11 protein-coding genes are annotated in these 14,397 nt (G+C 71.7%); 4 read left to right on the plus strand and 7 right to left on the minus strand.

Going from position 1 to position 14,397, the window contains the following annotated elements; all coding sequences use genetic code 11:
• Nucleotides 1–29: 29 nt before the first annotated feature.
• The 4 genes from IO29_RS00605 to IO29_RS00620 form a co-directional block, all read right to left on the minus strand.
• Nucleotides 30–2,075, minus strand: coding sequence for a beta-galactosidase (locus tag IO29_RS00605; RefSeq protein ID WP_030378161.1), 2,046 nt, complete (start codon nt 2,073–2,075; stop codon nt 30–32).
• 100 nt (nt 2,076–2,175) lie between these two features.
• Nucleotides 2,176–3,522, minus strand: a complete 1,347-nt coding sequence (locus IO29_RS00610) for an ABC transporter substrate-binding protein (RefSeq protein WP_030378162.1) — start codon at nt 3,520–3,522, stop codon at nt 2,176–2,178.
• A 67-nt stretch (nt 3,523–3,589) separates the two neighbouring features.
• On the minus strand, nt 3,590–4,540 hold the full coding sequence (locus IO29_RS00615) for a carbohydrate ABC transporter permease (RefSeq protein ID WP_030378163.1): 951 nt from the start codon (nt 4,538–4,540) through the stop codon (nt 3,590–3,592).
• A gap of 7 nt (nt 4,541–4,547) precedes the next feature.
• On the minus strand, nt 4,548–5,474 hold the full coding sequence (locus tag IO29_RS00620) for a carbohydrate ABC transporter permease (RefSeq protein WP_030378164.1): 927 nt from the start codon (nt 5,472–5,474) through the stop codon (nt 4,548–4,550).
• Nucleotides 5,475–5,816: 342 nt separating this feature from the next.
• Here IO29_RS00620 and IO29_RS00625 point away from each other — a divergent pair, with 342 nt between their 5' ends.
• Entirely contained in the window at nt 5,817–6,800 is a 984-nt protein-coding gene (locus IO29_RS00625) for a LacI family DNA-binding transcriptional regulator (protein WP_030378165.1), read from the plus strand.
• Nucleotides 6,801–6,893: 93 nt separating this feature from the next.
• Nucleotides 6,894–9,692 carry a helix-turn-helix transcriptional regulator gene (locus IO29_RS00630; RefSeq protein WP_030378166.1) on the plus strand — a complete coding sequence of 933 codons (2,799 nt, stop codon included), beginning with the start codon at nt 6,894–6,896 and terminating at the stop codon, nt 9,690–9,692.
• Between the two features lie 207 nt (nt 9,693–9,899).
• Here IO29_RS00630 and IO29_RS00635 read toward each other — a convergent pair whose 3' ends face one another.
• Complete coding sequence (locus IO29_RS00635; protein WP_030378167.1) at nt 9,900–10,679, minus strand: sigma-70 family RNA polymerase sigma factor family protein; 780 nt, start codon at nt 10,677–10,679, stop codon at nt 9,900–9,902.
• A 172-nt stretch (nt 10,680–10,851) separates the two neighbouring features.
• On the opposite strand from IO29_RS00635, the gene IO29_RS00640 reads away from it, so the two are divergent.
• Complete coding sequence (locus tag IO29_RS00640; protein ID WP_234307419.1) at nt 10,852–12,297, plus strand: NAD(P)/FAD-dependent oxidoreductase; 1,446 nt, start codon at nt 10,852–10,854, stop codon at nt 12,295–12,297.
• On the opposite strand, the gene IO29_RS00645 is transcribed toward IO29_RS00640, so the two are convergent.
• Both IO29_RS00645 and IO29_RS00650 read right to left on the minus strand, forming a co-directional pair.
• A complete protein-coding gene (locus IO29_RS00645; protein ID WP_030378169.1) occupies nt 12,243–12,752 on the minus strand; it encodes a hypothetical protein in 510 nt (169 codons plus the stop codon). The genes IO29_RS00640 and IO29_RS00645 overlap by 55 nt on opposite strands.
• A 186-nt stretch (nt 12,753–12,938) precedes the next feature.
• Nucleotides 12,939–13,190, minus strand: coding sequence for a hypothetical protein (locus tag IO29_RS00650; RefSeq protein ID WP_030378170.1), 252 nt, complete (start codon nt 13,188–13,190; stop codon nt 12,939–12,941).
• A 287-nt stretch (nt 13,191–13,477) separates the two neighbouring features.
• On the opposite strand from IO29_RS00650, the gene IO29_RS00655 reads away from it, so the two are divergent.
• The gene (locus tag IO29_RS00655; RefSeq protein ID WP_030378171.1) at nt 13,478–14,392 is read left to right on the plus strand and encodes a sigma-70 family RNA polymerase sigma factor family protein; all 915 of its coding nucleotides are present in this window, start codon (nt 13,478–13,480) and stop codon (nt 14,390–14,392) included.
• The last annotated feature ends 5 nt before the right edge of the window (nt 14,393–14,397 follow it).

The raw sequence follows: 14,397 nt of genomic DNA on the forward strand, positions 1-14,397 counted from the left end.
GGGGGCGAGGAACCCGCCCCCGCGAAAGGTCAGCCCGCCGCCTGCCGCACCACCGCCACCCCCCGCGGCCCCAGCGTGAGCACACCCTCACCCTCGGCGGAGCCGAGCAGCACCTCGCCCGCGACCCCCGGCACGGACACCGTCTCCTCCGTCCGGTTCACCAGGAACAGGAACCGCACACCGTCCCCCCGCCGCACGACCAGCTCGACCCGCCCCCGCACACCCTCCGGCAGCTCGCTCACCACGCCCGCCGGCCCGAGCAGCCGCGGCAGCAACCCGGCCAGCCCCTCCGCCCCCAGCCGCGTGGACACGTACGCCGCCGAGCCTGCGCCCGCGACCCGCCGGGTGACCGCCGGCCGCCCCGCCTGCTCACCCGTCCGGTACCGCACCAGCACCTCGGTCCCCGGATCGGCCACATCGATCCGGTCGGTCCACAGGGTCCCGGACGTGCCGTCGTCCAGCTCCACCGCCTCCCCCGCGAGCAACGGCCCGAACTCCTCGACCCGGATACCGAGCAGCTCCCGCAGCGCGCCCGGGTAACCGCCCAGCCACACGTGGTCGTTCTCGTCGACGACACCGGAGAAGTACGTCGTGACCAGGTGACCGCCCTGCTCCGCGTACCGCGTGAGCTCCTTGGCGAGCCCGGCGGGCACGACATGCAGCACGGGCGCGATCAGCACCCCGTACCGCCCGAGGTCGGCACGCGTGGTGACGAGATCGGCGCGGACACCGAGCGCGAGCAGCGCCGAGTACCAGTCCAGCGCCTCCTGGTGGTAGTCGAGCAGCGAGGTGGGGTGCGAGTCCTGCTCGCTGGCCCACCACGAGTCCCAGTCGTAGAGGATGCCGACCCGGGCCGGTTCCCGCTCGCTGCCCGCGACCGGGGCCAGCGTCCGCAGCGCCGCGCCGAGTTCGGTCACCGACCGGAAGAGGTCGCTGTCCGCCCCGGCGTGCGGCACCATCGCCGAGTGGTACTTCTCCGCACCGGCCGCGGACTGCCGCCACTGGAAGAAGCACACCGCGTCGGCCCCGTGCGCCACGTGCGTGAGCGCGTCCCGCGCCATCTCACCGGGCCGCTTGGCGAGGTTCACCGGCTGCCAGTTGACGGCGCTGGTGGAGTGCTCCATCAGGAACCAGGGCCGGCCGCCCGCGATGCCGCTGGTGAGGTTGGCGGCGAAGGACAGCTCGTCGCGGTCCTGCGGCCCGGGCACCACGTAGTGGTCGTTGGAGACGAAGTCGACCTCCTCCGCCCAGTCCGCGTAGTCCATGCCCTTCGTGCCACCCATCACCATGAAGTTGGTGGTGACGGGGACGCCCGGGGTGAGTTCGCGCAGCAGGTCGCGCTCGGCCCGCAGATGGTCCTTGAGCGCGTCGGAGGAGAACCGCTTGAAGTCGAGCTGCTGGGTGGGGTTGGGGTGCGAGGCGGCCAGCCGGGGCGGCAGGATCTGCGCCCAGTCGCTGTAACGCTGGGACCAGAAGGCCGTGCCCCAGGCGTGGTTGAGGGCGTCGAGGGTGGTGTACCGGGCGCGCAGCCAGTCGCGGAAGGCGCGGGCCGCGTCGTCGGAGTAGTCGTAGACGTTGTGGCAGCCCAGCTCGTTGTTGACGTGCCAGGCGACCAGCGCCGGATGGTCCGCGTACCGGGTCGCCAGCTCGCGCACCAGGCGCAGCGCGTGGGTACGGAAGACGGGGGAGGTGGGACGCCAGTGCTGGCGCGCCCCCGGCCACAGCGTCTCGCCGTTCGCGGTGACGGGGAGGATCTCGGGGTGCGCGGTGGTCAGCCAGGGCGGCGGGGAGGCGGTGGCCGTGGCCAGGTCGACCCCGATGCCGCTCTCGTGCAGCAGGTCCATGACCTCGTCGAGCCAGCCGAAGTCCCAGGTGCCGGCGGTCGGCTGGAGCCGCGCCCAGGAGAAGATGCCGACGGAGACGACGGTGACTCCGGCCTCCCGCATCAGCCGGACGTCCTCCTCCCACACCTCCCGTGGCCACTGCTCGGGGTTGTAGTCGGCGCCGTAGGCGAGCCGGGGGGCGGCGGCACCGTCCGGCCCGCTCCGCGCGCGGGACTGGAGGGTGGAGATCATGGCGGTCCTTCCGGTGTGCACGGGGGCGGGCGCGGGATCACCGCGCCCGCCCCCCTGTCGTACGGTCTCGGGTGGCTGCGGGCCGGCCGGGCGACGGGCCCTACTTCTCGACGGTGAAGCCCTGCTCGTCGCCGTACTTGAGCGAGGCGTCCTGCCAGCTCTTCAGCCCCTCGGCGAGGGTGGTGTCCGAGACGTAGGCCTTGCCGACGGTGTCGTTGAAGATCGAGTTGGCGTACACCTGGTAGGGCAGGTACGACCAGTCGTCGGCGACGTCGGCGGCCGACTCGGCGAACACCTTGTTGGCCTGCTGTCCGCCGAAGTACGGGAACTTGGTGTTCTGGAACTCCGGGGAGTTCAGCTGCGCGGTGGTCGCCGGGAACGCCCCGTTGTCCACGCGGGTCTGCACGCCCTTGCCCGCGTTCGCGTACTCCAGGAACGCGTAGGCGAGCGCGTCGTTGCCGCCGAGCGAGGGCATCGCCAGCGAGCTGCCGCCGTTCTCCGCGCTGGCCTTGGCTCCCGCGGTCCACTGCGGCAGCGGGGCGACGCGCCAGTCACCGGCGGCGTCCTTCACCCCGGAGGCGAGGTTGGCGGGCATCCAGGCGCCGATGGCGAGGGTGGCGATGGTGCCGTCGCCCAGGCCCTTGTACCAGTCGTCGGTCCAGCTGTTGACCGGCGCCACCAGCTTGTCGTCGAGGAGCTGCTGCCAGGTGCCGGTGTACTTCTTGGCGCCCGCGTCGGTGAAGTCGATGCCCACCTTGGTGCCGTCGACCTTGTAGGGCCGCGAACCGGCCTGCCACAGCATGCTGGTGGTGAAGCCGGCGTCACCGGCGTCGTTGGTGATGTACGCCTTCGGGTTGGCCTTGTGCAGCTTCTTGGCGGCGTCGACGTACTCGTCCCAGGTGGTGGGCACTTTCAGCTTGTACTTGTCGAACACCTTCTTGTTGTAGAACAGCGCCATCGGACCGGAGTCCATGGGCAGCCCGTAGATGCCCTCGCCGCCCGCCTTCACCCCGTTCCAGGGGCCCGGGGAGAACGTGTCGGCGAGCTTGTCGGCACCGAAGGACTTCAGGTCGGTGAGTTCCTTGGTCAGGGCGTACTGGCCCAGCGCGTAGTACTCGATCTGGGCGACGTCCGGGACGCCCTTCTTCGCCGAGATGGCGTTCTGCAACGCCTTGTACTCCTCGTTGTTGGTGCCCGCGTTGACGAGCTTCACCTTGACCTTGGGGTGGGTCTTCTCGAAGTCGGCCGCCACCTGCTTGAGCGTGGGCTCCCACGCCCACACCGTGAGGGTGCCGCCCTTCTTCAGGGCCGCCTGGATGTCCGCGGCGGAGACCGACTTCTCGCTCGATCCCCCGTCGGCGTCGGAGCCACCGCAGGCGGTCGCCCCGAGGGCGAGGACGCAGAGGAGACCTATGCCGCGCAGCAGGCGGCCGGGGTGCTTGGGCATGGGTGTGCTTCCACTTCGTGAAGGAACGGGACAACGGGGGGTGGCGCGGGGGTGCGTGAGGGCTGCGCTATTCCTTGACGCTTCCGGCGGCGAGCCCGGACTGCCAGTACTTCTGGAGCAGCAGGAACGCGGCGATCAGCGGGAGGATCGTGAGCAGGGAACCGGTGACGACGAGGTGGAACACCGGCTGGCCGCCGGCGGTCTCGGCCTGGGCGTTCCAGCTGTTCAGGCCCAGGGTCAGCGGATACCAGTCCGGGTCCTTGAGCATGACCAGCGGCAGGAAGTAGTTGTTCCAGGTCGCGACCATGGTGAACAGCGAGACGGTGACGATGCCGGGCGCCAGCAGCGGCAGTGCCACCGTGAAGAAGGTGCGCACCTCGCCGGCGCCGTCGATGCGGGCCGCCTCCATCAGTTCGGTGGGGATCGCCTCGGAGGCGAACACCCACATCAGATACAGGCCGAACGGTGAGATCAGCGAGGGGATGATGACGGCCCACGGGGTGTTGGTGAGCCCCATGTTGCTGAACATCAGGAAGGTGGGCACCGCCAGCGCCGTACCCGGCACCGCGACCGCGCCGATCACCACGGCGAACACCGCGCGCCGGCCCGGGAACTGGAACTTGGCCAGCGCGTAGCCGCCGAGCACGGCGAGCAGGGTGGCGCCGCCGGCGCCGAGGACCACGTACAGCAGGGTGTTGAGCAGCCAGCGGGTGAAGACGCCGTCGTCGTACGTGAACGTCTGGCTGATGTTGTCCCACAGCGCGAAGTCGCTGTCGAACCACAGCCCGAACGAATGGGCCAGCCCTTCCTGTGTCTTGGTGGCGCTGATCAGCAGCCAGAGCAGCGGCACCAGGCTGTACAGCAGGACGAGGCCGGTGAGCAGGGTGAGCAGCACACTGCGCCGGGGCCTGCCGGGGGAGTGCGGGCGGCGGGGAGTGCGCAGCCGGGGCGCCGGACGTGGCGTACCGGAGGAGGCGCTGGGGGAGCGGTCGGGGACGGTGGTGACGGGGCTGGTCATCGCTGCCTCACGCTCCCTTGCGCATGCCGCGCAGCTGGACGACATAGGCGATGACCATGGTGATCAGCCCCATGACGATGGCGACCGTCGCGGAGTAGTTGTGCTGCTGTCCGGAGAAGGAGAGCGAGTACGTGTAGAAGTTCGGGGTGTAGTCGGTGGTGATCGCGTTGCGCGCCAGCGGCTTGAGGATGCTGGGCTCGTTGAAGAGCTGGAAGCTGCCGATGATGGAGAAGATCGTCGCGATGACGAGGGCGCCGCGGATGGCGGGCAGTTTGATGGCGGTGATGACCCGGATCTGCCCGGCGCCGTCGATCTGAGCCGCCTCGTACAGCGAGTGCGGGACGACGCGCAGCGCCGAGTAGAAGATCAGCATGTTGTAGCCGACGAACTCCCAGGTCACGATGTTGCCCAGCGAGGCCAGGATCAGATGCGGGGAGAACGGGTCCGGCAGCCGGACGCCGAACGCGTCGTTGATGTCACCGACCAGGCCGAAGCGGGTGCCGTAAAGGAAGCCCCACATCAGGGTGGCGACGACGGCGGGCACGGCGTACGGCAGGAAGATCGAGATGCGGAAGAAGGCACGGCCGTAGAGCCGTCCGCTGTCCAGCGCCAGGGCCACGAGCAGGGCGATGCCGAGCATGACGGGCACCTGGACGCAGAGGAAGAGCGTCACCCGGCCGAGCGCGGCCCAGAACTGGTCGTCCTGGAGGGCCTGCTGGTAGTTGTCCAGGCCGACGAAGGTGGTGCCGCCGATCAACTGGGTGCGGTAGAGGCTCAGATAGAGCGAGTACGCGATCGGGGCGAGGAAGACCAGGGCGAACACGGCCACGAAGGGGCCGAGGAAGCCCCACCCCGCCCAGGAGCGGCGGTCCCGTCGCACCGGGGGCGGGGCCGGCCGTGGCCCGGTGGCCGCCGGGGGTTGCAGCGTCGTCATGTGTCCGTTCCTCGTTCGTGCGTGCGCCGGGTGGAACCGCCTGACAGCGGATGTTTGCGTAAACATCCATGAGCCGAAAGGACCGTCCCTGCCGGTCCCTGCTGTTATGTTTACGTAAACATCCGATGGCCGAATATCTACACTGCCCGGTGACGACGGTCAAGGGTCCGCGGGCGGAGCGGAATGCGCGGGAAGGCGGCGGAGGCACGAGTGGACACGGCGGAGGGAACGCCGGAGGAAGTGGCCGTTCCGGTGCGCGATGCGGGAACGGCCGGTGGGGGCGCGGGTGTGGGCGCCGGTGCCCGTGGGCGGGGGCGCGGCGGGCGTCGGACCACCGCCTCGATGGCGGACGTGGCCCGTCTCGCGGGGGTCTCCTCGCAGACCGTCTCCCGGGTCTCCAACGGCTATGCGGGGGTGAACGAGGAGACCCGCCGGCAGGTGCTCGCCGCCATGAAGGAGCTCGGCTACCGGCCCAACAGCGCGGCCCGCGCGCTCAAGCGCGGCGAGTTCCGCACCATCGGCGTCATCACCTTCACGCTGTCCACCACGGGCAACGTGCGCACCCTGGAGGCGATCGCCCAGTCGGCGGCCCGCGAGGGGTACGCGGTGACGCTGCTGCCGGTCGCGGTGCCCACCCAGGACGAGGTGCGGGGCGCGTTCTCCCGCCTCGAGGAACTCGCGGTCGACGCGGTCATCGTCATCATGGAGGTGCACCTGCTGGACGCGGCGACGATCACCCTCCCGCCGCACGTCCAGGTGGTCGTCGTCGACTCCGACGCCGGCGAGCACTACACGGTCGTCGACACGGACCAGGCGGGCGGTACGCGCGCGGCCGTGCGGCATCTGCTCGACCTCGGGCACGACACCGTGTGGCATCTCGCCGGACCCGACGGGTCGTTCGCCGCGCAACGCCGTACGGACGCCTGGCGCGCGGAACTCACCGAGGCGGGCCGTACGGTGCCGGAGCCGGTGCGGGGCGACTGGTCGGCGGAGTCGGGCTACCGGGCGGGGCTCGCCCTCGCCGCGCGCCCGGAGTGCACGGCCGTGTTCGCGGCCAACGACCAGATGGCGCTGGGGCTGTTGCGCGCGCTGCACGAGAGCGGACGGCGGGTGCCGGAGGAGGTGAGCGTCATCGGTTTCGACGACATCCCCGAGGCGACGTCGTTCCTCCCCCCGCTCACCACGGTCCACCAGGACTTCGCGGAGGTGGGCCGGCTCTGCGTCCGGGCCGTCCTGCGCAAGATGCGCCAGGACGGGGAGGAACGGGGGACGACGCTGGTACCGACGAGACTGGTGGTACGGGGGAGCACGGCGGGGAGGCCGTAGGGGGCGCGGGGAACCGCGCGAAACGGGGCTTCGCCCCACCGCGACGCCCGGCGGTTCAGGTCGACGCTCCGATAGAATGCGTGGACGAAGGACATGGCGGAGCGGTACTTCCCGGCGAAGGCGGACATGGTGCCTGACATCGCGCCGTTGCGGGGGCGACGCGGCGAGTTGGCGGAACTGGAAGCGCTGGTGAGCCGTGCCCGCGGGGGCCGCAGTGGGGCGCTGGTCGTCTCCGGTGAGGCCGGTGTCGGCAAGACGGCGCTCCTGGACCACCTCACGGCACGGGCCGCGGCACACGTCCGCACCGAGCGCATCGTCGCCTCCCAGTCCGAGATGGAACTCGCCTACGCCGGTCTTCAGCAGCTCTGCGGGCACATGATGGGCTCGGTCGCCCGGCTGCCGACCCCGCAGCAGGAGGCGATCGAGGTGGCGTTCGGGCTGCGCAGCGCGGCCGCGCCGAGCCCGTTCCTCGTGGGGCTGGCCCTGCTGGGGCTGCTCACCGAGGCCGCCGAGGAGCAGGAACTGCTGTGCGTCGTCGACGACGCACAGTGGCTCGACCAGGCGTCCGCGCGCGCCCTCGCCTTCGCCGCCCGGCGACTGGACGCGGAGGGCATCGCCCTGGTGCTCGCCATGCGGCAGCCCGACCCGGTGTTCGCGGGCCTGCCTCACCTGGTCGTCGAAGGGCTCGGTCACGAGGACGCGTGCGAACTGCTGCGTCTGGCCGTACCCGGTGGTCTCGACCTGCGGGTACGCGACCAGTTGATCGCGGAGGCCCGCGGCAATCCCCTCGCCCTGCGTGAACTGCCCCGTGCCCTGAGCCCGGCCCAGATCGCCGGCGGATTCACCCTGACCGGTTCCCTGCCGCTGGAAAGCCGCATCGAGCAGAGCCTGGTCGTCCAGCTCGCCCCGCTGCCCGCACCCGCGCGCCTCCTGCTGCTGCTGGCGGCCGCCGAGCCCACCGGTGACCCGGGGCTGCTGTGGCGTGCCAGCGCGGTACTGGGACTGGGGCCGGAAGCCTTCGACGCGGCCAAGGACGCCGATGCGTTCGTCCTCGGCACCCGTGTCGGCTTCCGCCATCCGCTGGTGCGCTCGGCCGTGTACCGGGCCGCGTCACCGGCGGACCGGCGTCGCGTCCATGCCGCTCTGGCGGACGTCACCAGCGCCGAGCACGACCCGGACCGCAGGGCCTGGCACCGGGCCAGCGCGACCCTGCGACCGGACGAGGACGTCGCCGCCGAACTGGAGAAGTCCGCCGTGCGTGCGCGAACCCGCGGGGGCGCGGCGGCCGCCGGCGCGTTCCTGGAGCGGGCGGCGGAGCTCACGCCCTCGCCGTTCCACCGCGGGCAGCGGCTGATCGCGGCCGCCGAGGCCAAGCATGACGCGGGCGCGTCGGACGCGGCCCTGCGCCTGCTCGACTCCGCCCGCGCCCTTCCCCTCACCACGCTCCAGGAGGCGCTCGTGGTGCGGCTGCGCGCGCGGGCCGGATACGCGCTGCGGCGTGACCGCAGCGGCGTGCAGCACCTGCTCGACGCGGCACGGGGGCTCGAAGGGCTCGCCCCGGTCCTGGCCCGCGACACCTACATCGAAGCGCTCGCGGCGGCGACCTACGGCGGCCGGCTCGGTGACGCCGAGCAGGTGGCCGCCGTCGCGCACGCGATTCTCGGCGCCACGCCCGCCGCCGACGAGACCGACCGGGCTAGGGACCTGATCCTGCGCGGACAGGCGCTGCTCGCCACCGAGGGACAGACGGCCGCGCTTCCCACCCTGCGACGGGCCCAGCGCGCGTTCCTCGAACAGGCGCCGGACTTCCTCGAACTGCACTGGATGTGGTTCGCCTCCCGCGCCGCCCAGGACCTGTGGGACCCCGCCGGGCTGCGCGCGCTCGCCGACCGGCAGGTCGAGCTCGCTCGTGCCGAAGGCGTCGTCACCGTACTGCCGATCGCCCTGAGCCTGCTGATACTCGTGCAGACCATCGACGGCGACCTGGACGCCGCGGAAGCCTCCTGCGACGAGATCGACGCCATCAAGGAGGTCACCGGCAACCCGCTGCCGCCGTACGGACGGCTCCTCCTCACCGCGTACCGGGGGCAGGCCGACGAGGCGGAGCGCCTGGCCGAGCGGGTCCGGGCCGACGGGCTGGCCCGCGGCGAGGGACAGGCGCTGAGCGCGGCCAACTTCTCCGAGGCGGTCCTCTACAACGGCCTGGGCCGCTTCGCCGAGGCGGTGGCCAGCGGTCGGCGCGAACTGCCGTACACCCACGAACTGAATCTCGCGATGCGCACCCTGCTCGAACTGGTGGAAGCGGCCGCGCACACCGGTGAGCGCCCGCTCGCCGAGCAGGCACTGGAGCAGTTGGCCGGCGTCACACGGCCGGTGGGCACCAGCTACGCGCTGGCCGTGCTGGCGATGGCCGAGGCGCAACTGCGGTCGGGGGACGAGGCCGAGAAGCTCTTCCTGGACGCGATCAAGCGCTTCGAGCACGAGCGGATCCCGATCTGGGTGGGGCGTTGCCGCCTGCTGTACGGCGAGGCACTCAACCGCCAGGGGCGGTCCGCCGAAGCGCGCGAGCAGCTCCGCACCGCGCACCGGGTGCTGACGGCCTGCGGAGTGAACGGATTCGCCCAGCGCGCCGCGGACGAACTGCGCGCGAGCGGCGAGACCTTGCGGGTCCACGCACGGGGGTCGGCGGCGCGGCTCACCGAACAGGAACTGAACGTGGCGCGCCTGGCCCGCGAGGGGCTGACGAACCGGGAGATCGGCGCCCGCCTGTTCATCAGCGCGCACACCGTCGAGTACCACCTGCGCAAGGTCTTCGTGAAGCTCGGCATCAAGCGGCGCACCGAGCTGAAGCCCGCCCTCGCCGGACTCACCGCGACCGCGCCGAGCGTATGAACGCCCGGGGCCACGAGCCGGTCCCCTCTCCGGCTTCCGCCCGCGGGCGACGGCCGGCGCCATGCGCCGCGGACGTCTCCCGCCCGCTCCCTGCCCGGGCCGGTGCGTGTGCTTGACGTCGTCCCATGATTCGGGAGGGGCAGCAACATCTGGAACGTCGTCATCGGACCTTCCGGCACCACCTTCCGGCACCCTCCGGCAGCCTCCTCAGACGTGCCGAACCGTTCCGTGTCCGTCGGCGGGCGGGTGGGGGCGGTTCCACCCGTGCAGCTTGTCGGGGTTCAGGACGGCCCAGACGTGTGTGACGCGCTGGTCGGTGATGTCGAAGCTGATGACGGCGGCGACCCGGTCGTGGTGGCGCACGACGATCGCGGTGCGACCGTTGGCCGCCTGGAGGTGGAGGACGGTGCGGGGGCGGGGGGCGAGGAGTGTGAGGAGGGTCCGGGCGACGCGCTGGTCGCCGTGCACCGGCCTGGTCAGAGCACGGATCTTGCCTCCGCCGTCGAAGAACGCGATGGCGTGCCGAGACAGCAGGGACACCAGCTGCCTCGCGTCGTTGCGTACGCAGGCCTGCCGGACGGCGCGGACGATCCCGTCGTGCTGGTGCGACGGGGTGGGACGCGCGCGGTCGGCACGCAGGCCGCGGCGGGCGCTCTCGGCCGGCTCGGCGCACTCGCGCGGGGTCCGCCCGACGAAGTCGGCGACGATGCCGACGCCGGCGTCCACCTCGCCCGGGCCCGGCAGTCGGCGTGCGGGTGCGCACAGGCGCGCCAGACAGATGGTGCCCGTGCGCTCGGTCAGCCAGACACGCGGATCGCTGATGCCCGTCCGCTCGTCGTCGGTCAGGCCGTACCACCGCCGGTAGGCCTCGGTGACGGCCTCTTCGGCCGTCGGCCCGACGCCCAGCATCCAGCGAGCGACGTCGATCAGCTGCTGTCGCTCGTCCAGCAGCTCCGCGAGCGGTGTCGTGTCACCGGTCCCACCCATGAGGTGTCCTTCCTCTACCAGCACCACATCGCCACCACCGCGGTCGGCCGGCCGTGCCCTCGGCAGTGCAGACCGCACAGGCGCGGATCATGTGACAACAGGAGGCGACGCTGTCACACGGGGCGGTGCCGGCCGGTCTTGAAGGGGGAAACCAAGAGAAACAGAGGACACCGTGCGTGAGATCCTGATCGTGGGCGGCGGTTACGCGGGCTTCTACACCGCGTGGGGCCTGGAGAAGAAGTTGCGGCGGGACGAGGCGCGGATCAACGTCGTCGACCCGCGCCCCTACATGACGTACCAGCCGTTCCTGCCCGAGGTGGTCGCCGGGTCGGTGGAGGCCCGTCATGCCGCGGTCTCGCTCCGGCGGCACCTGCACCGCACCCGCCTGATCGCGGGTTCGGTCACCGAGATCCGCAACAGCGCGCACACGGCGACGGTCCGGCCGCCGTCCGGGCCGGAGTTCGACCTCCACTACGACATGCTGGTGATGACCGCGGGAGCCGTTACCCGCACCTTTCCGATCCCGGGCCTGAGCGACCAGGCGTACGGGCTCAAGCACGTCGAGGAGGCCGTGGCGATCCGCGACCGGCTGCTCACCTCCTTCGACCGCGCGGCGGCCCTGCCCCACGGGCCGGAACGCCGTCGGCTGCTCACCGCCACCGTCGTCGGTGGTGGCTTCTCCGGGGTCGAGGGTTTCGGTGAACTGCTGAGCCTGGCATCCGCGTTGCTCAAGCACTATCCCGAGATCGGGGCGGAGGAACTCGCCTTCCACCTGGTCGAGGCACGGGGGCGCATCCTGCCCGAGGTCACCGACCGGCCGGGGGAGTGGGTGGTGCGCTCGCTGGAGAAGCGTGGTGCGCGGGTGCATCTGAACACCCAGCTGGTCTCCGCGCAGGACGGCCGTGTGGTGCTCTCGGACGGATCGGAGTACGACTCGGAGCTGCTCGTGTGGACGGCGGGCAACGCCGCCAATCCCATCGTGCACAACCACACCGACCTCCCCGTCGACGCACGGGGTCTGCTGATGGTGCGCGCGGATCTCCGCGTCGGGACGGAGAGCGAGTTCGTGGCGGACGTGTGGGCGGCCGGTGACGACGCCTCCGTGCCCGATCTCGCCGCCGGCCGGCCGGACGCCCGCACGGTGCCCAACGCCCAGCACGCCGTCCGTCAGGGCAAGCGGCTGGCGAAGAACATCCTGGCGTCACTGCGCGGCCGGCCCACCAAGGACTATGTGCACCACAGCCTCGGCGTGGTGGCCACCCTCGGGCTGGGACACGGCATCTTCCAGTACCGCCGTCTGGTCATCAAGGGGTTCCCGGCCTGGCTGATGCACCGCGGCTACCACGTACTGGCCGTACCGAGCTGGGAGCGCAAGGCACGGGTGTTCGCCGTCTGGGTGACCGCCGCCTTCTTCGGCCGCGACGTCATCTCCCTCGCCTCGGTCCAGCACCCGAGGGAGGCCTTCGTCTCCAGCGGTGACCCACGGCGGAGCGAGAAGTCCCCCGACGCGGACGCCGTCGCCGGAGGAGCCGTGGTAGGCCCCGGGGGGCACGGCAGGGCGGCTCAGCGCTTGGCCGCGCGGTACAGACCGCGGCCCACCCGGCGGACACGGGACTGACCGACCAGACGGTCGAGCGTGCTCCGGACGGCGTTGATGCTGCCGCTGTCGGTGTCCCGGCCAAGAGCGGACGCCACATCCCTGGCACGGACGTCGGTGTTTCCGGCGTCCGCGAAGTAGGCCAGGATCTGTTCGGTCAGCTTGCCGTACGACTTGGAGCGGTCCCCGTCATCGGCCCCCTCGTCCGCGGACGGCACGGCTGCGGGCACGGGTGCCGCCGTCGCCGTCGCCTCCGCGACCACGTCCGCCGGACGGGCCGCCGCGGACGAGGGAACGGACTCGGGCATGAGGGCTTGCAGGGCACCGAGGGCCCGTTGCACGGAGCCGAGGTGAGCGGTGACCGCGGCCAGTTCCCGCTCCAGTGCCTGCTTCTGGATCTCCAGCCGTACCAGGTCCTCCTGGAGGCCCTCGGCGGTGATCTCGATGTTGCGAGCCTTGGGGGTCACGGAGACCATGCGTTCCTCTCGTCTCGTTCCGGCGGAGCCGCCCGACGCGGGCTCCGTCACCCGGCCCGGCACCGGGGGGCAGGATACCCGTACTGCCGGGAAACGGCCCACGTCGGGCGGCGAGCGCGGCGGACCGGCGGCGCGCCGACGACGAGGTCCGTCGCGACGCGCCACCGGGCCCGCCCGCCCGCTGTGTCAGGCACGGCCCCGCTTCGAGCGGCCGGGCCCGGCGCCGTTCTCCTGTCCCTCGGGAGCCTCGCCGTCGGTGGGGCCGGTCACCGGGCGCCGCAGTCGCCGTAGGGTCTCGGAGACGGCGTCGATACGTGCGTCCACCGAGTCGATCGCCTCTCGGAGCAGGCTCAACCGCCCCTCGAGCAGGGCGGCCTCCGCAGCCAGTGACGCGGTGGCGGCGGCGGGATCGGTCTGCCGGTCAGTGCTTCGGGACATCCCTCGTCCTTCCTCAGCTCGTGCCGTCGGCTCGTGGACCGTCGGCATCGCATTGACCGGACAGTGACGAGCCCTGTGACAGCTGCCTCGGACGCAACGTCGGTCACAGTGTGACCGTGTGAGGGTGTGCGGTGTTGTGTGGGGAGGAGATTCCCCGCGCAGCCCCGGGGACATGGATGCGGCCGTTGTGGTGCCGCCGGTAACGTGACGATGCGCGCGAGGCGGGAACCGCATCCAGGAGGACGAGAGCCGTCACAAGGACGGGTCGTTGAGCAGGAGGAGTCGGTATGGAGCCAGTGGTTGACACCATGCCGATCGGGGAGCTGCTCGACGAGCGGCGGCACCTGCTGGACGTCGCGCACTGGATGCTGGGCAGCGGCATTGCCGCCGAGCACGTCACCGACGAGGCGTACCGGGAGTGGTACGCGCTCTCCGAGCACCAGCGGGACCGCATAGGCGCGCCGCGGGCCTGGCTGACCCGGGTCGTGGGCAGCATCTCCCTCGGGCGGCTGGCCCTGTCCGATCGTGACGGGGGCCCACAGGGCCCCGTGGGTGTGGGCAGCCATGGAGCGTCCGACCCGGCTCCGGCGGACGGTCTCGACGCGCTGTGGGCCGGTGAGTTGGACGCGCTCACACCCGCCGAGCGAGCGGCTCTCGTACTCAACGACTCCTTCGGCAACGACGCCTTCGGCAACGACCCCTTCGGCAGCGCGGCCAAAGACCCCGTGAGCACGGCGGGACCGGCGGGCCGGGGCCGGCCGGGACCGGCGGACACCGAACCTTTGGACAGGGCCCGGCACAGCCTCCGGGCCAGGGCCGCACGTCCCACGCCACCGCGCGTCGAGGACGAACTGGTCGACGCCGTACGGCAGGCGTGCGCCGACGAGGACGCGGACCGTCTGGCCACCCTGCTGGACCCCGACGCCGTCGCGTTCTACGACGGCGGAGGCAAGGTCCGCACACTGACACGGCCCGTCGTCGGCGGCCCACGGGTCGCCCGGAGTCTCCTGACCCTGCTGGCCCGGCACCCGCGCACCACTCTGCACACCCGTCCCGTCAACGGGCGCACGGGTCTCGTCGCACGCTACGACGGCCAGGTCGCCGCCGTGGTCTGCCTCGACCTGGCCGGCTCACGCGTCGTACAGGTATGGGTCGTCCTCAATCCCGACAAGTTGCGCTCCTGGAACCGCCCCCGCGCCTGACCTGC

Source organism: Streptomyces sp. NRRL F-6676 (genome assembly GCF_000725625.1).
Lineage (GTDB): Bacteria > Actinomycetota > Actinomycetes > Streptomycetales > Streptomycetaceae > Streptomyces.